This window comes from Idiomarina sp. UBA3176, assembly GCF_002364295.1.
Classification (GTDB): domain Bacteria; phylum Pseudomonadota; class Gammaproteobacteria; order Enterobacterales; family Alteromonadaceae; genus Idiomarina; species Idiomarina loihiensis.
This window is the reverse complement of the sequence record NZ_DEXU01000005.1, coordinates 90,559-117,246: the sequence shown is the minus strand read 5'-3', so window position 1 is coordinate 117,246 and position 26,688 is coordinate 90,559. Positions and strand designations below refer to the sequence as shown.

General features: G+C 45.3%; 18 protein-coding genes. 9 read left to right on the top strand and 9 right to left on the bottom strand.

Annotated elements, in window-relative coordinates; translation table 11 throughout:
• Positions 1-121 precede the first annotated feature (121 nt).
• The 7 genes from B2U97_RS02155 (at position 122) to B2U97_RS02125 (ending at position 8,896) form a co-directional block, all read left to right on the top strand.
• Positions 122-349, top strand: a complete 228-nt coding sequence (locus tag B2U97_RS02155) for a hypothetical protein (protein ID WP_011234258.1) — start codon at positions 122-124, stop codon at positions 347-349.
• Positions 350-529: 180 nt separating this feature from the next.
• Complete coding sequence (tig, locus tag B2U97_RS02150; protein ID WP_011234257.1) at positions 530-1,831, top strand: trigger factor; 1,302 nt, start codon at positions 530-532, stop codon at positions 1,829-1,831.
• Between the two features lie 99 nt (positions 1,832-1,930).
• A complete protein-coding gene (clpP, locus tag B2U97_RS02145) occupies positions 1,931-2,551 on the top strand; it encodes an ATP-dependent Clp endopeptidase proteolytic subunit ClpP (protein WP_011234256.1) in 621 nt (206 codons plus the stop codon).
• A 28-nt stretch (positions 2,552-2,579) separates the two neighbouring features.
• Positions 2,580-3,851: an ATP-dependent protease ATP-binding subunit ClpX gene (gene clpX, locus B2U97_RS02140; RefSeq protein ID WP_011234255.1), complete on the top strand. Its 1,272-nt coding sequence runs from the start codon at positions 2,580-2,582 to the stop codon at positions 3,849-3,851.
• Positions 3,852-3,972: 121 nt separating this feature from the next.
• Positions 3,973-6,297: an endopeptidase La gene (gene lon, locus B2U97_RS02135; protein WP_286825053.1), complete on the top strand. Its 2,325-nt coding sequence runs from the start codon at positions 3,973-3,975 to the stop codon at positions 6,295-6,297.
• A gap of 304 nt (positions 6,298-6,601) precedes the next feature.
• The gene (gene hupB / locus B2U97_RS02130; RefSeq protein WP_011234253.1) at positions 6,602-6,874 is read left to right on the top strand and encodes a nucleoid-associated protein HU-beta; all 273 of its coding nucleotides are present in this window, start codon (positions 6,602-6,604) and stop codon (positions 6,872-6,874) included.
• Positions 6,875-7,027: 153 nt separating this feature from the next.
• Positions 7,028-8,896 carry a SurA N-terminal domain-containing protein gene (locus B2U97_RS02125; RefSeq protein ID WP_011234252.1) on the top strand — a complete coding sequence of 623 codons (1,869 nt, stop codon included), beginning with the start codon at positions 7,028-7,030 and terminating at the stop codon, positions 8,894-8,896.
• A gap of 69 nt (positions 8,897-8,965) precedes the next feature.
• Here B2U97_RS02125 and B2U97_RS02120 read toward each other — a convergent pair whose 3' ends face one another.
• Genes B2U97_RS02120 through B2U97_RS02095 form a run of 6 tightly spaced genes read right to left on the bottom strand, consistent with a single transcriptional unit; the run spans position 8,966 to position 15,886 of the window.
• Complete coding sequence (locus B2U97_RS02120; RefSeq protein WP_011234251.1) at positions 8,966-10,696, bottom strand: BatD family protein; 1,731 nt, start codon at positions 10,694-10,696, stop codon at positions 8,966-8,968.
• The gene (locus tag B2U97_RS02115) at positions 10,690-12,522 is read right to left on the bottom strand and encodes a VWA domain-containing protein (RefSeq protein WP_114981559.1); all 1,833 of its coding nucleotides are present in this window, start codon (positions 12,520-12,522) and stop codon (positions 10,690-10,692) included. The genes B2U97_RS02120 and B2U97_RS02115 overlap by 7 nt, the downstream gene beginning before the upstream one ends.
• Complete coding sequence (locus tag B2U97_RS02110) at positions 12,519-13,502, bottom strand: vWA domain-containing protein (RefSeq protein WP_011234249.1); 984 nt, start codon at positions 13,500-13,502, stop codon at positions 12,519-12,521. The genes B2U97_RS02115 and B2U97_RS02110 overlap by 4 nt, the downstream gene beginning before the upstream one ends.
• Positions 13,495-13,971, bottom strand: a complete 477-nt coding sequence (locus tag B2U97_RS02105; RefSeq protein WP_011234248.1) for a DUF4381 domain-containing protein — start codon at positions 13,969-13,971, stop codon at positions 13,495-13,497. Before B2U97_RS02105 ends, B2U97_RS02110 begins: the two co-directional genes overlap by 8 nt.
• Positions 13,971-14,930: a DUF58 domain-containing protein gene (locus B2U97_RS02100; protein ID WP_011234247.1), complete on the bottom strand. Its 960-nt coding sequence runs from the start codon at positions 14,928-14,930 to the stop codon at positions 13,971-13,973. The genes B2U97_RS02105 and B2U97_RS02100 overlap by 1 nt, the downstream gene beginning before the upstream one ends.
• Entirely contained in the window at positions 14,930-15,886 is a 957-nt protein-coding gene (locus B2U97_RS02095) for an AAA family ATPase (protein ID WP_011234246.1), read from the bottom strand. Before B2U97_RS02095 ends, B2U97_RS02100 begins: the two co-directional genes overlap by 1 nt.
• 211 nt (positions 15,887-16,097) lie before the next feature.
• On the opposite strand from B2U97_RS02095, the gene fadI reads away from it, so the two are divergent.
• Positions 16,098-17,408, top strand: a complete 1,311-nt coding sequence (gene fadI / locus B2U97_RS02090; RefSeq protein WP_011234245.1) for an acetyl-CoA C-acyltransferase FadI — start codon at positions 16,098-16,100, stop codon at positions 17,406-17,408.
• Complete coding sequence (gene fadJ / locus B2U97_RS02085) at positions 17,408-19,534, top strand: fatty acid oxidation complex subunit alpha FadJ (protein WP_011234244.1); 2,127 nt, start codon at positions 17,408-17,410, stop codon at positions 19,532-19,534. Before fadI ends, fadJ begins: the two co-directional genes overlap by 1 nt.
• 15 nt (positions 19,535-19,549) lie before the next feature.
• On the opposite strand, the gene B2U97_RS02080 is transcribed toward fadJ, so the two are convergent.
• From B2U97_RS02080 to B2U97_RS02070, 3 genes are all read right to left on the bottom strand, one after another.
• A complete protein-coding gene (locus B2U97_RS02080; RefSeq protein ID WP_081423215.1) occupies positions 19,550-23,431 on the bottom strand; it encodes an EAL domain-containing protein in 3,882 nt (1,293 codons plus the stop codon).
• A gap of 90 nt (positions 23,432-23,521) precedes the next feature.
• Positions 23,522-26,245 (bottom strand): insulinase family protein, encoded by a 2,724-nt coding sequence (locus tag B2U97_RS02075; protein WP_011234242.1) that lies wholly within the window; start codon positions 26,243-26,245, stop codon positions 23,522-23,524.
• A gap of 30 nt (positions 26,246-26,275) precedes the next feature.
• On the bottom strand, positions 26,276-26,626 hold the full coding sequence (locus B2U97_RS02070; RefSeq protein WP_011234241.1) for an outer membrane protein assembly factor BamE: 351 nt from the start codon (positions 26,624-26,626) through the stop codon (positions 26,276-26,278).
• Between the last annotated feature and the right edge of the window lie 62 nt (positions 26,627-26,688).

Sequence of the window (26,688 nt, the reverse complement as noted above, 5' to 3'; positions counted from 1 at the left end):
CAAATCCTGCATCGCCGACCATTACACTAATTCCCCCTTTTTCTTTTCAGCCACTACTGCTACATTTATCTAATACTTAATCAAAAGATTTTGTTGTTAATCCTTGGCTGGAGCTATTGTTATGGACTTTAAGAAAAGTTTAAAGAATCCCGCTGAAGCGTTCGATTCTCCGCAAGACGTGGCAAATGATCCTGAGCTTTCAAACGAGCAGAAAATCGAAGTGCTGACGCAGTGGCGTTATGATGAATTGGAAACCGAAGTCGCCGATCAAGAAAATATGGCCGGGGATAAACCGGATAAACTGGGCGAAATCAACAATCTACTCCTTGAGCTTAAAGATAAATCTTAGTTATTTTTCCTTCCGTTAAAGTGAAGCCTAAAAATTGCCGCTCGGGGGCTCGACTCCGGGCGGTCACCTCGCTATAATGCTGCGTCATTTTTAAAGGTCAACGCCGTTGCCGTATCTCATTTTTATAATGATAAGTTGATGCGAGTAACATTCATTGATTGAAACCGAGGTAATGAAGCAATGCAGGTTTCTGTAGAGACAACTCAAGGTTTAGAACGTCGTGTGACTGTTACAGTCCCGGCAGATACAATTGATAGCGAAGTAAAACGCTTATTAAAAGAAGAATATCGCCATCGTCGTGTGAATGGTTTCCGCAAAGGAAAAATTCCGCCAAACGTATTACAAAAGCTGTTTGGTCGCGAAGCCCGTTCACGTGCAGCGTCAAGTATCATGCAAAGTAAGTACTTTGAAGCTGTTATGCAGGAAAAACTGAACCCTGCTGGCGCACCTGCAATTGAACCTAAAGTCAATGAGCCAGGTAAAGATCTTGAGTTCACGGCTACGTTCGAAGTGTATCCAGAAGTAGAAGTACAGAACCTGGACAAAGTAAAAGTTGAAAAGCCTGCTGTTGAAGTCACTGAGAAAGACGTCGACAACATGCTGGAAACGTTGCAGAAACAACATGCTGACTGGAAAGAAGTTAAGCGTAAATCCAAAAAGGGTGACCGTGTCACTATGGATTTCGTTGGTTCTATTGACGGTGAAGAATTTGAAGGCGGTAAAGCTGACGACTTCGCGCTTGAGCTGGGCGAAGGTCGCATGATTCCTGGGTTTGAAGATCAAATCAAAGGAATTAAAGCGGGCGAAGAAAAGACTATTGAAGTCACTTTCCCGGAAGACTATCACGCTGAAAACCTGAAAGGTAAAGAAGCGCAATTCGTGGTAACCGCGAAGAAAGTTGAAGCACGTGACCTGCCAGAGCTAAACGATGAGTTCGTTGCATTGTTTGGTGTGAAAGAAGGCGGCGTTGAAGCGTTGAAAGAAGAAGTTCGCAAAAATATGGAACGCGAGCTGAAAAACGCAGTGAAAGCAAAAGTTAAAGAACAAGTACTGAAAGGTATTGTTGAAAACAACGACGTTGAACTGCCTAAATCAATGATCGACCAGGAAATTGACCAGTTGCGTAAGCAAGCGGCTCAACGTTTCGGTGGTAATGTTGAACAAATGCCTGACTTGCCGGCGGAGCTGTTCGAAGAACAAGCGAAAGAGCGTGTTAAAGTTGGTTTGTTATTAGGTGAAGTGATTCGTGGTAACGAGCTTAAAGCTGATGATGAGAAAGTTGATGAAATCATCGCAACGGCAGCTTCTGCTTATGAAGACCCGCAGGAAGTTGTGGAATACTACAAGTCAAACAACGATATGATGCAGCAAGTTCGTAACTTAGCGTTGGAAGAGCAAGCAATCGAATTCGTGTTGGAAAAAGCCTCGGTTAAAGATAAAAAAGCGAGCTTTGATGACATCATGAATCCGAAGCAGCAGTAATCTAGTGTAACGGAATCCTTGACGGGTCCCGCTACAGCTTGGTTTAATGGCTCGTATGACCTCATACGAGCCATTTTTATTTCAGGAGCTTTATAAAACATGTCGAGCGATATTCAGGATCCAATGGCACAGCTAGTCCCTATGGTCGTCGAGCAGACTTCGAAAGGTGAGCGCTCTTACGACATCTATTCACGTCTCTTAAAAGAACGTGTCATTTTTTGTTGTGGTCAGGTAGAAGACCACATGGCCAATCTCATTGTGGCTCAGCTACTGTTTTTAGAATCAGATAATCCTGATAAAGACATTTACCTTTACATTAATTCGCCTGGTGGGGTAGTGACAGCGGGTATGGCTATTTACGATACCATGCGCTTTATTAAGCCGGATGTTAGCACGGTATGTATGGGCCAAGCGGCCAGTATGGGCGCGTTCCTATTGGCTGGTGGTGCTCAGGGTAAACGTTATTGTTTACCTAATTCCCGAGTGATGATTCACCAGCCGTTGGGTGGATTCCAGGGACAAGCGTCAGATTTTGAAATTCATGCGAAACAAATTTTGGATCTGAAAGAGCGCTTAAACCGTATGTTAGCGGAGAACACAGGTCAGGATTACGAGAAAGTGGCCAGAGACACTGATCGCGATCACTTTTTATCGGCAGAAGAGTCAATCGATTACGGCCTGGTTGATGGTATTTTACGTCAGCGTGGCGAAGAGTCCTGAGTTGGCGCAGAGCAGTTAGGAGAAAAGCATGACGGATCAGTCCAAAGGTGACGGCGATAAGCCGCTATATTGCACTTTTTGTGGCAAAAGTCAGCACGAAGTTAAGAAGCTTATTGCAGGACCGTCCGTATTCATTTGTGATGAATGCGTTGAGCTATGCAATGACATTCTAAAAGAAGAAATTCATCAACTGTCTCCGGTTCCGGATCAGGATGAGTTGCCTGTGCCAAAAGCTATCCGTAAGCATTTGGATGACTATGTTATTGGTCAGGATCGCGCCAAAAAGGTGTTGTCGGTAGCCGTTTATAATCACTACAAACGCTTACGCGGTTCAGCCAAGCAGGAAGTTGAGCTTGGCAAAAGTAATATCCTGCTAATTGGTCCGACAGGCTCAGGAAAAACTTTCCTGGCTGAAACCTTAGCGCGTTATTTGGATGTGCCATTTACTATGGCAGATGCAACAACATTAACTGAAGCGGGTTATGTTGGCGAAGACGTTGAAAACATAATTCAAAAGCTTTTACAGAAGTGTGATTACGACGTTGAGAAAGCAGAGCGTGGTATTGTCTATATTGATGAGATTGATAAGATTTCACGTAAATCTGACAATCCGTCGATTACTCGCGATGTCAGTGGCGAAGGTGTACAACAAGCCTTACTGAAACTGATTGAAGGAACAGTTGCTTCTGTGCCGCCACAAGGCGGTCGGAAACATCCTCAACAAGAGTTTCTGCAAGTCGACACATCAAAAATTCTGTTTATCTGTGGCGGTGCTTTTGCTGGCTTGAATAAAGTTATCGAGCAACGCTTGTCTACCGGAACAGGTATTGGTTTTGGCGCAGAAGTGAAGAGTAAGACGCAAAGTGAAGAAGGGGCAATCATTGCTAAAGTGGAACCGGAAGATTTGGTTCGCTATGGCTTGATTCCCGAATTCATTGGTCGCTTACCGGTTGTAGCCACGCTAGATGAGCTGGATGAAGAAGCGTTGATTGAAATTTTGCGTGAGCCAAAAAATGCGTTAACCAAGCAATATTCAGCTTTGTTTGAAATGGAAGACGTTGAACTGGAGTTTCGTGAAGATGCTTTAAGAGCTATCGCGAAAAAGGCTATGGCTCGCAAAACAGGTGCTCGTGGTCTACGTTCCATTGTGGAAGGTGTTCTGCTGGGCACTATGTATGAACTGCCTTCTATTGAAGGGGTCGCGAAAGTTGTGGTGGATGAGTCGGTAATCGCTGGTGAATCCGATCCTATTCTAATTTACGCGAATCAGCAGAAAAATAAGCAGGCTTCGGGCGAATAATCCGAAACTGTATTAAAAGTGTTCGAAAAAGGGCCGGAAAGGCCCTTTTTTTCTGTCAAGGATTGAACTTTCAGGTAAAGACCGCATATTACAAAGTAAACCTAGGTCGGGAGAGAATTTAATGAGCGAAGAGCGCACCGAACAATTAACGATGCCGGTTCTGCCGTTGAGAGATGTCGTGGTATACCCGCATATGGTGATACCACTGTTTGTCGGTCGGGAAAAGTCGATTCGATGCTTACAAGCCGCTATGGATGAAGATAAACAAGTTTTTCTGGCGGCTCAGAAAGACGCTTCTGTGGATGAACCTACTACTGAGGATATTTATCAGGTAGGTACAGTTGCGACGGTTCTACAGCTACTGAAACTACCCGATGGCACCGTTAAAGTGCTGGTTGAAGGTAAGCAACGGGCGCAGCTGGATGAATTGCAGGATAACGAAGAATACTTTCAGGCTAGTATTCATTATCTGGCCGCGGAAGAGTTACCGGAAAAAGAAGAAGAGATTCTTATTCGTTCGGCACTGAATCAGTTCGAAGGCTATGTAAAGCTAAATAAGAAGATACCGCCGGAAGTACTGACGTCTCTGTCCGGCATTGAAGACGGCGATCGCTTAGCGGACACAATGGCTGCTCATATGCCGCTGAAACTTGCAGAAAAGCAGGCCATTCTTGAAATTACTGACATTCGGGAGCGCATCGAACATCTGATGGCTCTGATGGAAGGTGAGATTGATATTCTGCAGGTGGAAAAGCGCATTCGTAGCCGCGTTAAAAAACAGATGGAAAAAAGCCAGCGCGAATATTATTTGAATGAGCAAATGAAAGCCATTCAGAAAGAGCTGGGTGAAACCGAAGATGGCGTCGATGAATTTGAGCAGTTACAGAAGAAAATCGATGACGCCAAGATGCCGGCAGAAGCGAAGAAAAAGACTGAAGCTGAGTTACAAAAATTAAAAATGATGTCACCCATGTCAGCGGAAGCGACTGTCGTGCGCGGCTATATAGACTGGATGGTATCGGTTCCATGGAAGAAACGTTCGCGTATTAAGAAAGATTTAGCTCATGCTGAAAAAGTTTTAGATGCTGATCACTACGGGCTAGAGAAAGTTAAAGAACGTATTATTGAGTATCTTGCGGTACAACAACGAACCACCAAAGTGAAAGGTGCGATTCTTTGTTTAGTAGGTCCTCCAGGTGTCGGTAAAACCTCGCTTGGACAGTCGATAGCGAAGGCGACGGGGCGTGAGTATGTGCGCATGGCGCTAGGGGGCGTACGCGATGAAGCAGAAATACGAGGTCACCGTCGTACTTATATTGGCTCTATGCCCGGTAAACTGATTCAAAAAATGTCAAAAGTTGGCGTTCGTAATCCACTGTTTCTGTTAGATGAAATTGACAAAATATCGGCTGACATGCGCGGTGACCCGGCTTCAGCATTGCTAGAAGTACTGGATCCTGAGCAAAACATTAACTTCAATGACCATTATCTTGAAGTCGATTACGATTTGTCAGATGTCATGTTTGTGGCGACATCTAACAGTATGAATATTCCAGCGCCATTATTAGACCGCATGGAAGTGATTCGCTTGTCGGGTTACACCGAAGAAGAGAAGCTGAATATTGCGAAGCGACATTTGTTAACCAAGCAAATTGGCCGTAACGGTTTAAAAGAAAAAGAAATTACGGTTCAGGACAGTGCAATTATTGGCATTATTCGTTATTACACCCGCGAAGCCGGGGTGCGTAACCTCGAACGTGAGCTGTCGCGCTTGTGCCGTAAATCGGTTAAGCAAATTTTGCTGGATAAATCGATAAAACATGTTGAGATTACCGGCGACAATCTTAGCGACTATTTGGGCGTGCAACGGTTTGATTACGGCAAAGCTGAAGAAGCGAATCAAGTCGGTCAGGTTACTGGCTTAGCATGGACTGAAGTTGGCGGAGACTTGCTGACTATCGAAGCTACTAATGTAGCTGGTAAAGGAAAGACAACCACCACAGGTTCCCTGGGTGATGTTATGCAGGAGTCGATTCAAACTGCTCTGACAGTGGTTCGTAGCCGTGCTGACAAGCTGGGCATTGCGGAAGACTTCCATGAAAAACGCGATATTCACGTGCATGTGCCAGAAGGCGCTACACCGAAAGATGGGCCCAGTGCAGGTATTGCTATGGTGACAGCTATGGTGTCATCGTTAACCGGTAAACCTGTTCGTTCTGATGTAGCAATGACGGGCGAAATTACGTTGCGCGGTGAAGTGCTGGCCATTGGTGGTTTAAAAGAGAAATTGCTGGCTGCGCACCGTGGTGGAATCAAGCATGTGTTAATTCCTAAAGAAAATGAACGCGACTTGAAAGAAATTGCTGACAACGTAAAACAGGACTTAGTGATTCAGCCGGTAAAATGGATTGATGAAGTATTGGATGTTGCTTTGGTTAAGGAGTAACCAGCAATATAATACTAAAGTCATATTCAAGCACTAGAATGCGGTCTGCGGATGAGAAATCATGCTTCAGACCGCATTTTTTCGTTAAAAAGTGAGTAAAAAGGGTTTTCAATCTAAAAGACTGTGGTAGCCTAGAGTTTATAGCTGATTCACATGTATGACATACGAACAGCTGGATAGGAAAGCCATTTGGACTAATGGTGCTTGAACAATTAAATCAAGCTTGATATAACCGTTCTGGCCCATTTTAAAATCCGAATGGAACCACGGAAACTTGATAATAACAATCTAAGGGGATGATACTGTGAACAAGTCTCAGCTTATTGACAAAATCGCGGCAGGTGCAGATATTTCTAAGGCTGCTGCTGGTCGTGCTCTGGACTCTATGATCGATGCAGTAACTGATGCTCTAAAAAAAGATGACCAAGTCGCATTAGTTGGCTTCGGTACGTTTAGCGTGCGTGAGCGTTCTGCTCGTACTGGTCGTAACCCTCAAACGGGTGAGACTATTCAGATCGCTGCTGCTAAAGTTCCTTCTTTTAAAGCAGGTAAAGCACTGAAAGACGCAGTAAATTAATTAAAGCGCATTAGCGCTTTTTTTAAAGAATAATAATAGTAGCCCGAGGTTTATAAAACCTCGGGTTATTTTTTTGTATGAATGGTGAGTTTTAAGACGAATCACCTTATAATGTGACGTTGTTTATTCAGGTTAAATAAGGAAAGCCTTATTATGTTAGAGCGGATTCGGGAAGGCTCGCAGAGTTATACTGCTAAGGCCATTCTTGTGTTAATCATTCTAACTTTTGCATTAGCAGGTGTTGGTGGTTATATCACTAGTGACACAGAAGATGCTGTCGCAAAAGTTAATGGAGAAGAAATTCCTCGTAGTGACTACGATCGTGCTTATGAAAATGAGCGTAGTCGCTTGCAAGAGCAGTTTGGTGATATGTTTTCTGCTATTACTTCCGATCCAGATTATATGCGTAATTTACGCAGTGGAGTATTAGAGCAACTCATCGAACAAGAGCTTTTAGTGCAATACGCTGAAGATAACGGGATGAGAGTGAGCCCTGAGCAGGTAAAAGCTGCAATCCGTGATATTTCTCAATTTCGTACAGCAGGACAATTTGATAACGATGTCTACCTGATGGCTTTGCGTAATGCGGGTTATAGCCCTGAAGCTTTCGCGAAAGTGATGCAACAGGATATGACCCGAAATCAGTTACTACGAGGCTTGTCTGCGACTGCGTTCGTGCTTGAACCTGAAGCTATTGCCTTTATGCGCTTACAAAGCCAGTCGCGTTCAGGCGGCTTTTTAGTGGCAAGCAATGAAAGTTTCGAAGAGCAGGTAGAGATTGCAGAACAGGATATCGAAAACTTCTATCAGCAAAATCAAGATATGTTCCGGACTCAGGAAAAACTCAGCGTCGCCTATGTTGAGCTCTCTTTAGCTGCTGTTGAATCAGAAGTCGAAATTTCAGATGAAGAAGTGCGTCAATATTATGATGAGCGTCAGCAGCAATATTCGACCGAAGAAGAGCGCCGTGTTTCTCATATTCTGATCGAGTTCGAGACTGATAACGCTAAAAAGAAAGCTGAAGAAGCACTTGCTGAACTTAAACAAGGTGCGGACTTCTCGGAGGTAGCGCAAACTTATTCAGACGATACTTTCTCAGCTGAGCAGGGCGGAGATCTAGGTTGGATAGAAGCCGGAATGATGGATGAAGATTTCGATGCCTCCGTTTTTGAGTTAGAAAATGTTGGTGATTTATCAGACGTTGTTGAAACGAGCTTTGGTTACCACATTATTAAACTTACCGATTTACGCGAAGGTTCAGTCACACCATTTAACGAAGTGAAAGACGAAGTGCGTCAGCAGTTGTTAACCGAAAAGGCAGAAGATCGCTATTTTGAAAAACAACAGAAACTGGCGGAAATTAGCTTTGAGCAACCTGACACATTGGAGCCTGCTGCTGAAGAAATTGGATCCACTGTACGCCGTTCCGATTTATTCACTCGTGACAGAGCCCCAACGCCCTTGAGCGACGATGTTGTTCTCAATAACCTATTTTCAGAGCAGTTAATTAAAGAGAAGTTGAACAGCGATATTATTGAAACTTCAGATGATCGGTCACTGGTAGTACGTGTAACTGAGCATCAACCAGTGCGAGTAAAAGAGCTGGACGAAGTTCGTGAAAAAATAGTGTCCGAACTGCGCGTAGAAAAAGCTCAGCAATTAGCGCTTGAGCAGGCTAATGAATGGATGCAAGCCTGGAAAGCGGGTGAAGAGGTGAGCGACGAAATTGTCTGGGTAGATAGCATTCAGCGTAACAATGGTGAGCACCCAAGAACTATTGTACGTGAGCTATTCTCAATGTCTCCTTCAGCAAGCGATGAGAGCGTCTTTAACACGGTTGCGTTACCGAATGGAGATGCTGCTGTGGTTGCACTGACCGAAGTTTCTCCAGGAAGTACTGATGACAGCCAACTTGACGAGTTAAAGAGTCAGATGCGGAACCGTCAGGCTCAGGTTATGTTGCAAGCCTTTATTAATAACTTAAAAGCGGACGCAGATATAAAACGTTTATCAACTCCGTAGACGTTGATATCGCAAAAAAGGCTCAGACCGTGACAAGTCTGAGCCTTTTTTATTTCTATTGTAGTGAGTTTATCCGTTATTGCTGTACAAGTTTGGCAACACGTCTTTAGTAGTTGTTATATTTTTTTTTGCTTCTATAGAGGTCTTAACTTCTTTATAAAGCACTTTTCCATCCTGCCATGAGGTAGCCTTCGGCTGATAAAGGCTTTGTTGCAAGCTTGAGCATGCATTTTCTATTGAAAGATATTGAGACAGCTCAGTTATGCTATTAAAGCTGCGTTCAAAATAGCGGTTTGCCCATTTCAGCAAAAACTCTTTTGCTTCTTGTGCGTTATTGTTACGGCAGGCTAGTTGAAACTCTCTCCATAATTTGTCTTTGTTTAGATTGTGAGGTTTATCTTCTGTTGTTTTACGCGTCGATACTTTGCTCTTAGAGCTTGTGCTTCGACTCCAGAGAAGGTACGCGTTCAGTATAATTGAAACAATCAGTACCAGGGCGAGTAAGCTAACTATCCAGGTATTCCATTCAACTGATTGGGTTTTCGCCTCAGTTTGAGTTACTTCCTCATCATTTAGCTGCTGCTCTTCAGTCGCTTTAGCTTCGGCATTATTGCTTGCCTTCGGAATAGATTGCATTCCGTCACCCATTGCGACAGAAAAGTTCAGCTCTTCGGTTACCGCCGATGCAGGTTTGCCCGTTTTGGTATTAAACCAGGGGATATTTAGTGCCGGAATTCTTAATGGTCCTGGCTGATTGGGGACGACCGCAAAGCTTATTGTTTTTTGAGAGATAATAACGCCGTTGCGACTAAATTGATCCGTCTCATCGCCATCCGGATAAATCCTCACCGTATCGGGGAAGCTTGGTCGAACGTCTGGTAGCTGCTCTGGTTTTACACCAACAGCGGTCAGCATATAGGAAATAGTGAAAGGTTCACCTACGGTATAACTTTCTTGCTCAGGCGAAACGGATTGAGAAACACTGACAAGCTCGCTAGGCAACCAGTGACCTTGCCAGCTATCAGGGACGGCCTGCACCTCAACCTCGATAGTTTCAGCAATGGTGCTGACAGGCTGTGTGTTGGAGAAAGACGAAAAGATAGAGCGTTGCCCTTGAGTGAAAACTTCGCCGTCGAAACGGGCGCCTGCGATACTTAAAGAACCTGACTTGCTTGGCGTTATTTGGTAAACACGCTGATAAACCTTATAGCGCCTGCCATTCACCATTTCTGTACTTTCTTCATCCCTGCCAATTTGCTGAATGTCGGCGTTTTCTGCTTCAGGCGGTATTAGGTTTCCTTTGTTCAAGTCGGCCGCAAGAAATAGCCGCGCAACATAAGTGATAGGCTGCTGCAGATAGACTTGCTGATTGTCTATGCGAGCTTCCAGAAAAGCGATTTTCTGTTCGTTATCCTGGTTGTTGCCGGGTTCCAGGACTTGCAATGAAATAGGAGCCGACGAGACACCACCTATGCTAATTTCGGGGATTTTATATTCTCCGGCAGACTGGGGAATAAGCACGGTTGTAAAGCGCGTCTGTTTGCTAAGTTTTCCGTTGATCATTGATGTCTGGCGACTGACCGATGTTCTGCCTACAACGAAGTCTTTTAGTAGTTTAGATGGCGAAAAGCTGTCGTTAGCAACATCGTCATCAACGGTTATCGTTAATACGAAGGATTCGTTCGCCGTAACCGGATTACGGTCTACCGTAGCAGTAACCTCAGAGACATCGGCGTGAGCAAGTTGGCTCACAAGTAAAAAGCTCATCAATAAGATAATGTGTCGCCATACTCTTACCATTTTTTATCGTCTCCCTGGGGTTCTGAGGTTCTGCGCTGACGCCGTTTCTGGCTCTCCAGAAGCATTTTATTACGTAGCAGTATACTTGGGTCATCCGGCACCCGGTTCATCCACTGCTCCAGTTGTTGGGCTTTTTCAGGGTCAATCTCGCCTTCGCGGACCTTCTGTTGAAGTAGTTGGCTGGATTCCTCCTGGCTTTCTGGGCTTGTGTCCTGGCGTTGCTGCTCCTGGGGTTCTTCTTGAGAAGGCTCCTGTTCTTTTTGTTCCGGCTCCGGCTCTCCATCCTCTTGACCCCTTTCATCAGGATTAGGGGGCCCATCACTGTTATTGGACTGATTATTTTGTTGCTCCTCGCCGTCACCACTTTGCTCAGAATTCTTATCCGATTCGTTTTTATCAGAATCTGATTCCTTGGAGGATTCGTCTGAACCGCCGGAGTCTTCTGATTCCTGCTGTTGCTTCAATTGCTCAACGAGTTGCTTATTTTCGGCTGCCTGGGACCAGTCAGGGCGTTGTTCTAAAGCGTTGTCGTAAGCTTCTATTGCCGCATCGTATTGTTGCTGCTTAGCCAGTGCATTACCTAAATTATATTGCGCCTCTGCCGAATCGCCTTGAGAAAAGGCTTCGGCGGCGGCTTCATAGTCACCATCGCGATACAGAGCAGCGCCCTGACGAAACGGAGTTCTGCTAAGGTTAGCCGCCCGTTGGTATTCTTCTTCTTGATATAAACGCTGTGCACGTTGCTCACGGTTTAGCAACTGCTTCTGCCAGACGGATTCTTGTGCAGCATGCACATTGGGACTGAAGCCGATTAAAGGCAATAACATAGAGAGTAATAAAGGGCTAAGCAGGCTGCCCCGACGCCAGCTAAACAACATAATAGGTAAGATAAAGAGGGCAACGTAAGGACCCATATCACGCCATGCGTCTCCTTGCTGTTGTTCATCGCCGTCTTTACCTTCACGCGTCAGTGGTGCCTGGTTTATGAGTTTATCAATATCACGATTGTCGGCGGTTACTGATGAAAAGGCTCCTCCCGTAATAGAAGCCAGATCGGATAATCGTGAAGGATAAGTTTTGGCAATAATGACCTGATTGTTGTCTTTTAATAAACGGCCTGAGCTATCGCGAATTGCAGCACCTTCTTCAGTACCAACCGCCAGAATAGAAACCCTATGATCGACAGAACGCAAGTAACTACTGAGTTGGTTGAGTTCGTTACTACTGATGCCGTCGGTAAGCCAGTATATATCGCCCTGAGGGTAGCCGGCATTTTTTAATAAATCGTCAGCCAGCTTCAAAGCTAACAAGGGTTCACTGCCTTGCGCCGGCATAATATCGGGTGACAGTGATGGGATTAAATTTATTAAATTACGGTTATCGGCAGTAAGCGGACTGATGATAAAAGCATCGTCGGCGTAAGCAATAAGGCCGGTATCACCATCAAGTCCTGCCCGGACTAAATCAATGGCTTTGTATCTCATTCTGGTTAAACGGTTAGGGGCAATATCATCGGCTAAAACCGATGGCGACATGTCCATAATCACGACCTGTCCCGATTCAAGCTGGTAAACCGGTTGTGGTAGTCGTTCCCAGGTGGGCCCGCAAAGAGCCAGTGTTGCCAGAACTGAAATTAACAAAAAACGGTGGGCAGGCCAGAGAGACGGTTGTGACCCTGACTTAACCAATACTTTTGACAGGTGCCCGGGGAGCCATTGATGCCATCCGGCCTGATGTTTCTGACTGTAGAGTAAACGCCAATACAGTAGTGCAACTGGAACTAAAGCCAGTAACCACCAGGGGCGCAATAAGTGAAATTCGCTCATGAACGTCTCCCCCATGGTCGATAGTGCAACATGGCTAACGCAATAAACAGAAGAAAACTTATTACCAATGGCCAGTAAAATAAACTCACTCGAGGTCTTAGTTGCTGAGGGTCGCCAGCAATAGGTTCCAGCTTGTCCAGGCGTTGATAAATTTCTTCGAGTTCATTGGTACTGCGAGCACGGAAGTACTTACCACCAGTTTGTTTAGCGATACTTTGCATTAAAGGTACGTCCAGGTCGCGGCTTGGATTAACTCTTCGTTGCCCGAAAAAGCTATCAACTACTACTTCTTCAGCACCGACCGCAATAGGGTATATCGTTACATCGTAAGCCTGAGCCAGTTCAAGTGCCTGCTCAGGGGGCAGGTTACCGGCTGTGTTCTGACCATCGGTTAGTAATACCAGTACCCGGTTTGACTTTTCGTCGTCTCGAAAGCGCTTCACAGACAAAGCAATAGCATCTCCTATCGCGGTTCGTTCGCCAACTAAGCCGAGTACAGATTCATTAAGCATCTGTTTTACGGTGTTGCGATCGTAAGTCATGGGAGTCTGTAAATAGGCCGTGTCTGCAAATAGAATCAGTCCGAGCCTGTCACCTTCGCGGCGTTCAATGAAATCGCTCAAAACGTGCTTAACCATAGTTAGACGGTTCACTGAGCGGCCTTCCAATTGCATATCTGCAATTTCCATACTGCCGGATAAGTCTACAGCCAGCATAATTTCTCGTCCTTCAGCCCGAATTGCTAGCGGCTCGCCCAACCATTGAGGCTTAGCCACCGCAGCGACCAGCATGATCCAGCATAAACTCATCAGCGGTAACAATAACCAGCGTTTACCAGAGCTCTGACTGCCGCTAACTAAGCCGTAAGTACTGGGAAGGCGTATAGCCGAGCTATTTTTACGTACGGCCGGAAACCATTTCCAGATAATTGCGGGTAAGGGCAGTAGGCAAAACATCCATGGCCAGGCAAATTCAAACATCTTCGGCTCCGGGTTGTTTGCTCAAATCTTTGCTCAGCCAAAGGTGAGCGAGTTCGTAGTATTGTTGATTAAAGTTATTATCAGCAATGCCATAAAAGTTTTTATTAGCCTCATTAAGCAAGGATTCATAAGTTGCTTTTTCCTTTTCTGACAGAGGAGTGAGCAAAAAACTTATCCATTGGCGACTGTGCTTTTCCGCAACGAATTCTCTGGGATAATATGCCAGCGCGGTGCGCTTAAGTATTACCGTAAGCTCTTCGATGCTTATGTTTCTGTCTTGTTGTAACTGCCGGATCGCGATTTTGCGTATGTGCGACTGCTGTCGACGCCGAATCAACCAGAAAATAAAAAAAGCAGTACCGACAAGAAGCGCTATGGCAATAGCAATTGTCGGCCACGAAGGCGGCCACCAACTCGCCGCTCCCGGCTCAACAATATCATTAAGATTATTTAGTGACGGTTGCTGCATTATTTTACCTCTGCCCATTGCTGTTCCAACGGTAAGGCACTGGATATTGGTGTTAAAGCCAGCTTCCGTTTCCTGAATTCTTGCTGAATATTGCTCCAACGAAGCTCGGCGGCATTTTGATATGTTTTTCTTTGCTGTTGATCAGCTAGATTTATACTGACTTGTTGCTGACCATCGGTAATTGCTAGTGGATGCGACGAGTACCCCTGGGGTAACTCATGCTCCATAGGGTCGTAAAGCCCAAAACAACGAACCGAATTATGCTGGGAAAGTACGCGCAATCCATCCATAAAGCGTTCGCTGGCGTTATAAAAATCGCTGATAACATGAATGCTGCTGCCAGGCTTAACCAGTTGTCGTATCCGCTTTAGGTTATCGTCCAGCGTGTTTTGTTGCTGTTTTTGTTTGTTTTGCCAACGGGTCAGGCTGTCATTATGAACTTCCAGAAGCGCATGACACAAACGTAGAACGCCTTTTTGCCGGGCTATAGGTTTTAGCTCCTGATGTTGCCAGCCATTGCCAATGAGCCCTCCAATACGATCACCCTTATGTTGTGCCTGCCAGGCCAGTGCCGCGGCTAAATGGCAGGCCTGAACAGATTTGAACACAAATTGGCTGCCAAAAAGCTGAGTCAGAGACAAGTCCACCCAGATAAATACCGGGCGCTCTTTTTCTTCGCGATAGAGCTTAGTGTGGGCTTTACCGGTTCGTGCGGTTACCCGCCAGTCAATGGAACGGATATCATCGCCCGGCTGGTAATGCCGTACCTCATCAAACTCCATTCCGCGACCACGGCTTTTGCTTAGCAAGGGGCCTGTCTGGCTTGAGCGTGGAAGACTTTTATGATGGCGCGCAAAAGCATTGATTTTGCTGCGATAATAAAGAAGTTCCTGAATACCGGGACTGACTCCATCGCAGTGCAACTGCTTAAGCCATTGTTCAACTTCAGTTCTTAACATTATGGTGCCGGTACAAGTTTCAGTATCGTATCAAGAACCTGATCATGTGATACGCCGTCGGCTTCTGCCTGATAACTTAAAATAATCCGGTGCCGTAAAGCGTTGTGGAAAACACTAATGACATCGTCAGGTGTTACAAAGTCACGACCATCTAACCAGGCTTTAGCTCTGGCGCAGCGCTCCAGCGCTATAGTGGCACGAGGGCTGGCACCATAGCCTATCCATTGCGCTAAATTCTGATCGTAGCGCTGCGGCTGACGTGTTGCGATAATCAGTTGAACCAGATAGTTCTCAACAGCGTCATCTAAATACAGCTGCAAAACTTCGTGGCGTGCGTCGAATAGCTGCTTTTGTGTTAACGGAGTCGGTATATCGAGGTCACCTGATAAGGCTTCACCTCGGGTTAGACGTAGAATTTGCTGTTCAGTCTCGGCATCTGGATAGTCGAGTTTTAAATGCAATAGAAAACGATCCAACTGGGCCTCAGGAAGTGGATAGGTTCCTTCCTGCTCCAGAGGGTTCTGTGTTGCTAGTACCATGAAAAGATCAGAAAGCGGGTAGCTACGTTGACCAACCGTAATTTGCCGTTCTGCCATAGCTTCAAGTAAAGCTGACTGAACTTTTGCTGGAGCCCGATTAATTTCATCGGCCAGAATTAAATTATGGAACAAAGGGCCTTGTTGAAACTCAAACTGTCCAGTTTCGGGACGAAAAATGTCGGTACCGGTTAAATCGGCGGGCAATAAGTCGGGAGTGAACTGCACCCGATGGAAGTCACCTTCAATACCTTTTGCTAAAGCTTGTACTGCACGGGTTTTAGCCAGGCCGGGAGGGCCCTCTACCAGCAGGTGGCCGTCAGCCAATACGGCAATTAAAAGGTTTTGAGTGAAGTCCGGCTGTCCAAGCACTTGCCGATTCAGGTAATTTTGTAGCTTTTGAAACGCTGTCGCGGTCATGTTTACTCCAGGCTGTCGTTATCAGCGAAAACTGACTATGCTGTCAGTACTGCATAGCAATGACAGCAACAATGCTGTCTTTGTTCCGAAATTTCAATCTATACAGCATACTTTACCGAAAACGGTGGTTTTAATCTGCTCTATTACGGGCTAGAATTTGTAACATAATTTGTGGTCAGACCAGTATTGGTTTTTGAATTGAGGATTTATTATGACAGCAGCACAACGCTTGCTAACCGTAAATGGCGAAAGAATTGCCTTTGTGGCGGGTATAAGAACACCATTTGCGAAACAAGCAACGGACTTTCACGGCATACCCGCAGTCGACTTAGGTAAAATGGTTGTTCAGGAATTAGTGAATAAAACCGGTATTGACGGTGACTGGGTTGAGCAACTGGTGTTTGGTCAGGTTGTGCAAATGCCGGAAGCGCCTAACATTGCCCGTGAAATAGTATTGGGAACCAGTTTGCCTGTTGGTACTGATGCTTACAGTGTGTCCCGCGCGTGTGCTACAAGCTTTCAGTCGGCGGTTAATATTGCCGAAGCTATGGTGGCTGGCCATATTCGTGGAGGCATAGCTGGTGGTGCGGATTCATCTTCGGTATTACCTATTGGTGTCAGTAAACGTATGGCGCGTGCTCTAGTCGATTTAAATAAAGCAAAAACCTTAGGGCAACGGTTTTCAATATTGAAGCGTTTAGGTTTTAAAGACTTATTGCCTGTACCACCGGCTGTTGCTGAATACAGTACCGGACTAAGCATGGGACAAACGGCGGAACAAATGGCGAAAACGCATAACATTAGCCGTGAAGACCAGGACGAGCTAACGGTAAGATCGCACCAAAAGGCTCATGCTGCATGGGAAGCTGGTTGGTTAAGTGATGAAGTAATGACGGCTTACCCTGAGCCTTATAAAAAGCATTTGAGCCGCGATAATAATATTCGTGGTGACAGTCAGATAGAAAAACTGGCGAAATTAAAACCGGTATTTGATCGCAAGCATGGTTCAGTGACTGCGGCGAACAGCACGCCTTTAACTGACGGAGCTTCTGCTGTCATGATGATGACCGAAAGCCGCGCGAAAGAACTCGGGTTGCCGGTATTAGGTTACTTACGCAGTTATGCCTTTGCTGCCCTACAGGTGGAAGAAGACATGCTGATGGGACCTTCCTATTCGACTCCAGTTGCTTTAGACCGTGCTGGTATGAGCTTAAACGATTTAGACCTTATTGATATGCACGAGGCTTTTGCAGCGCAAACATTGGCGAATATGAAGATGTTTGCCAGTGATAAGTTTGCGCAAGAGAAGCTGGGTCGTGATAAAGCCATTGGCGAAATCGATATGGATAAATTTAACGTGCTGGGCGGCTCCATTGCTTATGGTCATCCATTTGCCGCAACCGGTACCAGAATGATCACACAGACTTTGAATGAATTGCGCCGTCGCGGTGGTGGTGTCGGTTTAACAACCGCTTGTGCTGCCGGTGGCCTGGGTGCAGCAATGATTGTGGAGACAGAATAATGAGTCAGGATAAAGCATTCACTATGGAAGTTAGGGACGACGGCGTCGCTGTAATTACGATTGATGTCCCTGGTGAGTCGATGAATACCTTAAAAGACTCATTTGCCGAAGAAGTTGGCAGTTTGATGAATCGCTTAGAAAGCGATGATTCAGTCAAAGGTGTGGTTTTTATTAGTGGTAAGCCAGGCTCCTTTATTGCCGGTGCTGATATCAACATGATAGACGGTTGTGAAAATGCCGTGGACGCAGAAAGTCTGGCGCGAAAAGGGCAGGCTATGTTTGATCGCATCGAGCAGTTAAATGTGCCTGTGGTTGCGGCTATTAACGGAGCTTGCCTGGGTGGTGGACTGGAACTGGCCATGGCTTGTCATGTAAGAGTTTGTACCGACAACAGCAAGACAGCTCTGGGCTTACCTGAAGTGAAATTAGGCTTGTTACCGGGCAGTGGTGGTACGCAACGTCTGCCTGAACTGGTTGGTGTTCAGCAAGGACTGACGATGATCCTGACCGGTAAAGAACTGCGTGCTAAACAGGCTTTGAAAGCAGGACTTGTCACCGAGGTTGTTCCCCAAAGCATATTGTTGGATGTTGCCGTTGAGCACGCGTTAAAACGTAAGCCAAAATCAACTAAGCCGCCACTTAAGGGCATTAGTAAAGTGCTGGAGGCGACCAAGTTTGGCCGTGACATTATCTTTAAAAAGGCCAGTGAGCAGGCGCAGAAGAAAGCTCAGGGCAATTACCCGGCAATTGATAAAATCATTCAGACGGTGCGTGAAGGTGTTGAACGTGGCCGCGAAGCTGGCCTGGATAAGGAAGCCCGTAGCTTTGGTGAGTTGGCAATGACGCCAGAGTCTTATCAGCTGCGCCAGATTTTCTTTGCCACCACAGAAATGAAAAAAGAAACCGGCGCCGATGGCGTTAAACCTGATTCGGTCAAACGGGTTGGCGTTTTAGGTGGTGGATTGATGGGCGGCGGTATTGCCTATGTTACGGCGGCTAAAGCAGGTATTCCTGCACGTATCAAGGACATCGCTGAAGACGGAATTCGACATGCATTACATTACAGTTACGAGCGTCTAGATAAAAAAGTGAAACGTCGGCATATGCGCCGGGCCGAGCTTGAAAAGACCATGCTAATGCTGAGCGGTTCGCTTGATTACAGTGGATTTGAGCGTACCGACGTGGTTATTGAAGCGGTATTTGAAGACCTTAACCTGAAGCAAAAAATGGTTGCTGATGTGGAGGAGCACGCAGACGAGTCGACCATTTTTGCAACTAATACGAGCTCACTGCCTATTACTCAAATAGCGGCTAAAGCCAAGCGCCCGGAACAGGTTATTGGGCTCCACTATTTTTCTCCGGTCGATAAAATGCCGTTGGCGGAAATTATTACCCATCCGGGTACTTCCGATAAGACAATAGCCACAACGGTTTCTCTGGCCAAGAAGCAGGGTAAAACTCCGATAGTGGTGAAAGATGGTGCCGGATTCTATGTAAACCGAATTCTTGCGCCCTACATGAACGAAGCTGCGCGCTTGCTGTTAGCCGGAGAGCCTATTGAGCATATCGATAAAACCTTAGTGAAATTTGGTTTCCCGGTAGGGCCAATTACTTTACTGGATGAGGTTGGTATCGATGTTGCGGCAAAAGTGGCTCCGGTATTGGTGAAAGAGCTGGGTGATCGTTTTGAAGCGCCTGAAGCTTTTGAGAAGCTGATTGACGACGACCGTAAAGGTAAGAAAAACCAAAAAGGCTTTTATCAATACGGCAAGAGTGTAAAGGGTAAGCCGGTAGACACTTCAGTGTATTCTTTGCTGGATATTGATCCGAACGAGAGCAAGTCTGCGGACGAAATTATTGATATTTGTTTATTGCCCATGCTGAATGAAGCTGCTTACTGTTTGCAGGAAGAGATTATTCGCAGTCCTCGCGACGGTGATATTGGTGCAATTTTCGGTATCGGTTTCCCACCTTTCCTTGGCGGGCCATTCCGTTATATGGACAGCCAGGGACTTGAAACGATAGTGAATAAGCTAGAGAAGCTGGCAGCAGAACGTGGCGAACGATACACGCCTGCACCTTTGTTGAAGCAAATGCTGGAAAATGGCTGGAATTTCTATCAATAGCCTTTATTAGTAACGTTAAACCTGAGCAGCTACTTCGTTGTGCTGCTCAATAAACTCAATTAACGCATCAGCCGGCATTGGTTTTGCAAAATAGAAGCCTTGAATGTATTCGCATTTGAGGCTTTTTAACGTCTGTAACTGAGCTTTAGTTTCAACCCCTTCCGCAACAACCTTCAGGCCAAGGTTATGTGCCATTGCAATAATTGACGCGACCATATTACGGTCTTTGTCGTTGATGGTAATGTCATCAACAAAGGCTTTATCAATTTTCAGGCTGTTCATAGGAAAACGCTTAAGGTACGACAGCGAAGAGTAACCTGTACCAAAATCATCCAGAGCCAGTTTTACACCCATATCAGATAGGTTTTCCATCATAGTAATGGCGCGTTCAGGGTCGCTCATGACCATGCCTTCGGTTATCTCAAACTCAACATGGCGAGGATGCAACCCCTCTTCACGTAAAATTTGCTCAATTTGTAAGGCCAGACTTGATTGCATAAACTGTCGGGCAGACAAATTAACAGCGATGCTCTTCGGGGAGCCCTGACAGGCCATAAAACGCTTCATATCACGGCATGCCAGCCGTAAAACTTCTTCGCCCAGGGGAATGATAAGCCCGGTTTCTTCGGCCAGAGGAATGAAGTCTGCCGGGTTAATCATTGAGCCGTCTTCACTCTCAATGCGAGCCAGTGCTTCTAGTCCGGCAATATGCCCGGAGTGTATTTCTATTTTCGGTTGGTAGTAAACCCGAATATTATGAGACTTTAATGCCGCTCTTAATTCATTTTCCAGCTTGAGTCGTTTGACTGCGTTTTCGTTCATCGACTGACTGAAAAACTGATAACAGTTTCCGCCACGCTGCTTCGCATGATACATGGCCATATCGGCTTTTTGTAAAAGCTCTTGCGAAGTCTGGCCGTCGTGAGGGTAAAGTACAATGCCAATGGAACTGCCAATGACAATTTCATGCTGCTCAATAAAGTAGGGCTCTGCCACCTTAAGGTTAATTTGATTGGCTAAATCGCCAATTAGGTTAATGTCCACGCTGTCTTCAATGAGCAAACCAAACTCATCTCCACCCAGACGGTAAAGAGTATCCTGTCGACGACCAATATCCATGAGTCGCTCGGCAACCTGACATAAAAGTTCGTCACCAATCTCATGACCTAAGGAGTCGTTAATTTTCTTAAAGTCATCTAAATCAAAGAGTAATAAAGTATGTGAAACCTTTTTCCTGACCAGATTTGAATGACTGACCTGAAAGTAAGAGCGGTTCGGCAGTCCGGTTAATGTATCTGTGTTTGACAGGCGCCGAAGTTCGTTTTCTGTATGGCGCCTTTCGGTGATATCCGAAAAACTGGCAACAATGAGTGACACCTCGCCGTTATCATCCCTAACAGCATCAAGAGTTAATTCCATCAGGAACTCTTCACCGTTGGCTTTAACATCGGTGATTTCACCACGCCAGGTTCCTTCTTTAATTACCGACCTCTTTATCTGGTTAACAAAGCTTTCGGGATAACACTCAAGCGTTAATAACTGACCTAGCACCTGGTCACGACTGAAGCCGCTAATTCGTTCAAACGCATTATTGACTTCGCGTTTTCGGAAAAAACGATCGAAGATGCAAATTCCATCAGATATATTCGTAATCGAAGAGGCCAGCATTGTAATTCGTTCTTCAGAGCTTACCAGTCTGCTTATATCACTTAGCGTACCGAACATGGTTCGCCGTTCATTGTTAACTTGGATTTTCCCTCTATCTAATACCCATAGCCAATTGCCTTGATTGTCCAACCGGTAGCTGCATTCGAACAACTCAGACTCCCCACTTAAATGGTCTTCAAGGCTTTTTTGTAGTCGTTTTAGATCTTCCGGATGCACGTTAGACTTGCCACCAGATAGGCCTAGCCGTATACCGTCAATAGAGAAAGCAGGGCAGTTGTCCCAGATATTCTGTCGTATCAGCTCTCCTGACTCGAGATCCCACTCCCAGCATTGGTAACGGCTGGATAGGACGCCTTGAGCCTGCCGCCGATATTGTTTAAGGTCGTGGCGCATTTTCGCCTGACGCTGGCGTTGATAAAGCCAGTACGAGAACAAGCACAGGATAATGATAAGTATGTAGCCGAGCCAGGCTAAAGGCGTTTTCCAAAAGGGAGCGGGCACGTCAAGCTGAGCCACAGCCGATGGCGACCAACGGTCTTCGCGATAAGCTACCTGAACTTCTAGTTTATGAGATCCGGAGGGCAATGAAGATAGTTGCAGTGATGCCCTGTTGTTCTCTAAAGTTTGCCAATTATTTTCTGCATGACTCAATTTGTAGCGATAGCGTAACTCTGCCGGAGCTGCTGAAAACGGAACCGTAAAGTCTGCTATAAATGTAGCATTATTGACTCTTTCTAAATCAATATGGGGTGGTTTGTCTAACGGTTCATTATCGACAGAAATTACCTTTTTCTGCGAGACTTGTCCAAATGCGTTTATTTCGATGGCTTCGGTCTTTGTATGCAGCCAAAGCGAATGGTTAAACGTCGTTAAGTTCAAATTATCGGGCGTTGCCGATAATGCTGACGTTACCAGTGAATTCCAGTCTCTATTAATAATATCGTACTGATATAGGGCTCCGGAATTATCAACAAGATAAAGTTGGTTTGCGAATAAACGCATTTTATTGATCTCAAACTGGGCATCAGGGTAGTGATTAAGCTCCGAGATTTCTTCATTGACTGTATCGTAAAATACTAACCCTAACTCGGTCGCTAACCACCAGTTACCGTTGTCATCTTGTATTGCTGCTGATACTTGTTGCATCAGTTGCGGAATGTTAATGCTTGCTGAGCTTTGCTTTTTATTGAAATTGGAAGCAAGGGTAGCCGGAGCAAAAGGCGTGTTTATTTGAAATACGCCCTGATTATTGGTTAAGAAAAAAACATCTCCCCGGGTAATTTCTTTAGCTGCGGCTGCGGGTGCGTTATGTAGCAGGGTGAGCTTCCCATTTCGTAATTCATAAAGGCCATTTGCCGTACTGAGTAAAATTGCGGAATTGTTCTGAGTTAATGCTAAATTATTAACTCTCTCTATGTTGTTAAGGTAATCTGGAAGGGGGGTTAAACGTAAATCTTTGTCCAGCAGAATCAAACCTTGCTCTGTTGCAAGCCATAGCTGATTCTGAAAGTGAACCGCAGCATAAAGCTGGCTGCCCGGTATTTTTTCTGTAATTGGGTTTTGTTTACTAACCGCAAAAACTTCGCTGGAAAACCCGTCCCAAACAAATAACCCCTGATTATCAGTACTTAACCAGTTCCATTTCTTTCCGTGATAAATATAGTTGACTTGCTGAATGGGACTGCCGTTATAGCTTAGATTTAATGGTTCAAAAACCTTTGTTCCGGGAGTGTGGCGGTAAATTAATCTGCTTGTAGCAATCAGTAACCGGCCTTTTTCATCTTCTGATATGTGCTTTATACGAATCTGTTCACCAGACTGATGACCCGCTAAATCGAACGTATGAAGCTCATGTTCTGATGAAAACTGAAGTTTTGCCAGACCGCTGTGAGTTCCGAGCCATAGTGCACCCGATGTATCAAAAAACAGATGTTCGATATCATCTGGAAGCAAATGCTTCTTCGCCTCAGATAAGGCTAAACCGTTTTTGAACTCGTTGCCATCGAACCGAGTTAAGCCGCTGACTGTCGCTATCCACAAGAAACCTTCAGGCCCCTGGGCTATAGCATTTACATGGTTGCTGGGTAAGCCATCATTAAAGGTCCATTGATGTACTGAATTGTCTGTGGGGGACTGCTGTGCGTAAACATGAAAGCTAAAGCTTCCGGATAACAAAATACATAGAAAAAGAGCAGAGCATAATGTTCTGATAGGCAATGTAAAATTCACGACAAACCTATTGAATGGCTACTTTAGCAGCTCTTTATTGTTAATATATCGTTAAGATAACGAGAGAGGTACTTACTGTCAAAGACTATTCTACTCGGTCAGAGTTTGGGTTTGAAGCCTTAGCGCTTGCGATTTATCACCTAAACGCAGTTTTATTCGTTCCAGCCAGTCACTGAGTTGACAATGTTCCAACGCACTGAGGAGTTCTTGCTGGCGGTTGAACCCTGTATCGGCGAGTTGAATAGCGCCCCAAAGTCTCTGGCTTCGAACCCTTAAGTTGCGATCAATTGTCTTAATTTGCTGGTTAAGTACTGACTTAGCGTGGTGCCATTCTTTCAGTGTCAGATCCTCAAGCTCAGCAAGTTGCACGTTAATCACGTCATGTATTGCTTGATAAAGTTTATCGGCATCAAACTCGTGGGACTGTAAGAAGAATAAGATTCCGGGTAGACGTTGTACCGGAAAGTACTGGCTTCCGGCAGCATAACCCAGTTGTTGTTCGGTTCGTAAAGCCTGAAATATCGGTTGATGAATTAACTGTTGCAAGAGCATAAAGCTGATTTGCTCGGTTGAAGTATCATCTTCGCCCTGAAAATAAAGCAAAATAGCGGTATCTGAGTGTTCAGCAGGAACAATTAATTGCTGCGAACAGAAGTCGCGGACACGTTTAACCGGAAGTCTTCTGTTGGGAGCGCTTCGTTGGTCAGGGAGGTTATTTTTAATAAGCTGTCCCAGCTCCAGAGCATCGTCTTTTTGCCAGTCGCCATGAGCTAGCGCAGTAACATGCACTGGGGAGAAAAGCTTAGCGACTTCTATTGTAAACTGACGGAAAGAGACCTTCTCCAGTTCACAGGCTAAATCGCTAAGCCGAAATAAACCGGATTGCAACTGCTGATTCAGTTCAGCAAAAAGCTTGTTCAGTGGTTGACTCTGATGAGCGGAGTGCCAGTTACTTAGCAGACTTTGCTTTAGATCCTGCCAGCGGCGTCTTGCAAAACGAGTTTTTACAGCCCGCCGGATAAGGTGTTGCATTAACGGAATTTGACCGGCAGAAAGCCCGGTTGTATGTATTGTTATGCCATTTTGAGTCGGGTAAATATTAAAGTGCAATCCAGCGACTTCGGCGTCATACAAGTCGTCATTTAACGCATCTATCATAAGCTCAGACCATAATCTGGCGATAGCGAAGTGAAAAGCTGAATTGGTTACCGCGGGTAACCTCAAGGACAAGTAGATATGCCCTTTGGGCACCCGGAAATCACGATCCTGCAAGTGCCATAGTTGTAACTGCGCGCTGTCTTCTAATCGTGTTGGCAAAGAACCACCAGACTCCAGAGGTAAAGGTTTAAATCGGGAATTGAGAAAACGGTTCGGCTTGGGTAACTGACAGTTGAAGTCATCCGGTGTTGATAAAAATAGCTGAAACTGTTTTTTGCTAATAGGGTTCAAACTATATTCCGTATGATAAATCGGCGCGACGTCAGTCGTACGGACATCAGGAGCAATTAGAGTAATACGCGCATTTTCAGCGGTCATCTGCTGCAGGGTTTTGGCTGCATAGGAATGATTTAACCCATCCATACGATAATCACCGTAGAGAGTGTCTTCCGGTTTATAGTGAAAAGCGTTTACGGCGAGCTGGTTAGCCAATTCTCCGACCGGAGTCGGCTCTTGATAAAGAAAACTCATTTCTGTGGTAATACGGCGCTCTTTGTAGCGCCAGTCTTCGATCCCGTCAGCTTCTATTTTTCGTATATAGGCAAAAACCCACTGAACAACCTGTTCAACTCTGTGGCGTCCAGACTCAGTAAGCTGGATATTAATATTAAAATCTTTGAAGTTACTACCACTAATGCCACCGCCCGCTGAAAGTGAGTTGACCCAACCCTTCGAACGCAACGAACTAAATAAACTTCCCGGACCCTCGTAGCCTAATAAATGCGCAATAAAGCTGGTGGTTTTATGCGGGTAGTCTGCGTCGATACTCGGTAACGGTAGTGTCAAAATAAGACGGTAAGCTGCTTTGATGGGCTTAACTTTTATCCATACTCCTTTTTGTTCCTTGCGATAAAGAGGAGCATTAATAGAAGTTTTTTTAGTAAGTTGCTGCTTAATGTCAGCGAAGTAGCGGTGTGCTAATTGCTTAAGTTTAGCAATAGATTGAGGCCCTGCAATGACCAGCCGCATTCTTTGCGCTACGTAATGCTCATTAAAAAAAAGCTGCAATTTGCTTTTTAAGGTACCGTGCTCATCGTGTCTGAGAGTATTAAGATTGCCCACAGAAAACTGACTGAAAGGGTGTTTTGGGTTAGCCGTAACCTTGTGAACCTGATACAAGCGTCGGAGTTCATCATTCTGTTTCAGGCGAAACTCCGACTCTATAGAACTTATTTCTTTGTCTATCCAACTCTCCGACAGCAATGGTTTTTTCAGCATAGCGGAAAAAAATTCCAGCGCCTGTGGCAGTGCATTAGCATTGCAGTCAAAGTGATAGTTAGTAAATTCAGTGCCGGTCCAGGCGTTGTGCTGGCCACCCTGCAAATTTAAGAAGTGTCCAAAAGCGGAGGGTTCAGGAAACGCCTGGCTTCCTAAAAATAACATGTGTTCCAAAAAATGAGCCAACCCCTGAGTATGTTCAGGGTCATCGAAGTGGCCGGCATTTACCGCGACAGACGCCGCGGCTTTCTGGCTATCAGGGCAGTGAACCAACAACACCTTAAGCTGGTTCTCTAATGTCAGGTGCTGATAGTCTCGTTTGTCTCCAGAACTTCGGACAACACGGACGACCTCATCGTTAGGTGAAGAGTTCGCCATAATTCTCCTTGATATAGATTTCGAGGCGAGTTACTGATCCAGTGCCTGATTAAAGTCTTCTGGTTTATCAAAGTCGCCTTTAAAATCCTGCAAGCGCTTGTCGTTGAAGGTTAGTACCAGTTCTTTACGGTAATCCTCACCTGAATTGGGATCCATTTTATAAAGGTATACCCAGCGGTCAGAGTCAAAACTGTTCTGCGCAACAGGGGTTCCCAGCACAAAAACCACTTGTTCTTCGGTCATTCCTACACGCAATTTGTCGACATCGTCTTGCTCAAGATAATTTCCCTGAGGAATATCAATGCGATATACCATTTTATCGAGAAGAGAACAGCCATTTAAGGTTATAACGGCAACTAGAAAAACTCCAAATCTTGACATGAAATACCTATTAAAATTAATCTCAATTGATTGTATTGGCGTCGATGATAAACAATGACTTA

Bases quoted from the DNA above. Each gene is read 5' to 3' on its own strand.
- B2U97_RS02155 (WP_011234258.1), top strand. From the start codon at position 122: ATGGACTTTAAGAAAAGTTTAAAGAATCCCGCTGAAGCGTTCGATTCT.
- tig (WP_011234257.1), top strand. From the start codon at position 530: ATGCAGGTTTCTGTAGAGACAACTCAAGGTTTAGAACGTCGTGTGACT.
- clpP (WP_011234256.1), top strand. From the start codon at position 1,931: ATGTCGAGCGATATTCAGGATCCAATGGCACAGCTAGTCCCTATGGTC.
- clpX (WP_011234255.1), top strand. From the start codon at position 2,580: ATGACGGATCAGTCCAAAGGTGACGGCGATAAGCCGCTATATTGCACT.
- lon (WP_286825053.1), top strand. From the start codon at position 3,973: ATGAGCGAAGAGCGCACCGAACAATTAACGATGCCGGTTCTGCCGTTG.
- B2U97_RS02125 (WP_011234252.1), top strand. From the start codon at position 7,028: ATGTTAGAGCGGATTCGGGAAGGCTCGCAGAGTTATACTGCTAAGGCC.
- B2U97_RS02120 (WP_011234251.1), bottom strand. From the start codon at position 10,696: ATGGTAAGAGTATGGCGACACATTATCTTATTGATGAGCTTTTTACTT.
- B2U97_RS02115 (WP_114981559.1), bottom strand. From the start codon at position 12,522: ATGAGCGAATTTCACTTATTGCGCCCCTGGTGGTTACTGGCTTTAGTT.
- B2U97_RS02110 (WP_011234249.1), bottom strand. From the start codon at position 13,502: ATGTTTGAATTTGCCTGGCCATGGATGTTTTGCCTACTGCCCTTACCC.
- B2U97_RS02105 (WP_011234248.1), bottom strand. From the start codon at position 13,971: ATGCAGCAACCGTCACTAAATAATCTTAATGATATTGTTGAGCCGGGA.
- B2U97_RS02100 (WP_011234247.1), bottom strand. From the start codon at position 14,930: ATGTTAAGAACTGAAGTTGAACAATGGCTTAAGCAGTTGCACTGCGAT.
- B2U97_RS02095 (WP_011234246.1), bottom strand. From the start codon at position 15,886: ATGACCGCGACAGCGTTTCAAAAGCTACAAAATTACCTGAATCGGCAA.
- fadI (WP_011234245.1), top strand. From the start codon at position 16,098: ATGACAGCAGCACAACGCTTGCTAACCGTAAATGGCGAAAGAATTGCC.
- fadJ (WP_011234244.1), top strand. From the start codon at position 17,408: ATGAGTCAGGATAAAGCATTCACTATGGAAGTTAGGGACGACGGCGTC.
- B2U97_RS02075 (WP_011234242.1), bottom strand. From the start codon at position 26,245: ATGGCGAACTCTTCACCTAACGATGAGGTCGTCCGTGTTGTCCGAAGT.
- B2U97_RS02070 (WP_011234241.1), bottom strand. From the start codon at position 26,626: ATGTCAAGATTTGGAGTTTTTCTAGTTGCCGTTATAACCTTAAATGGC.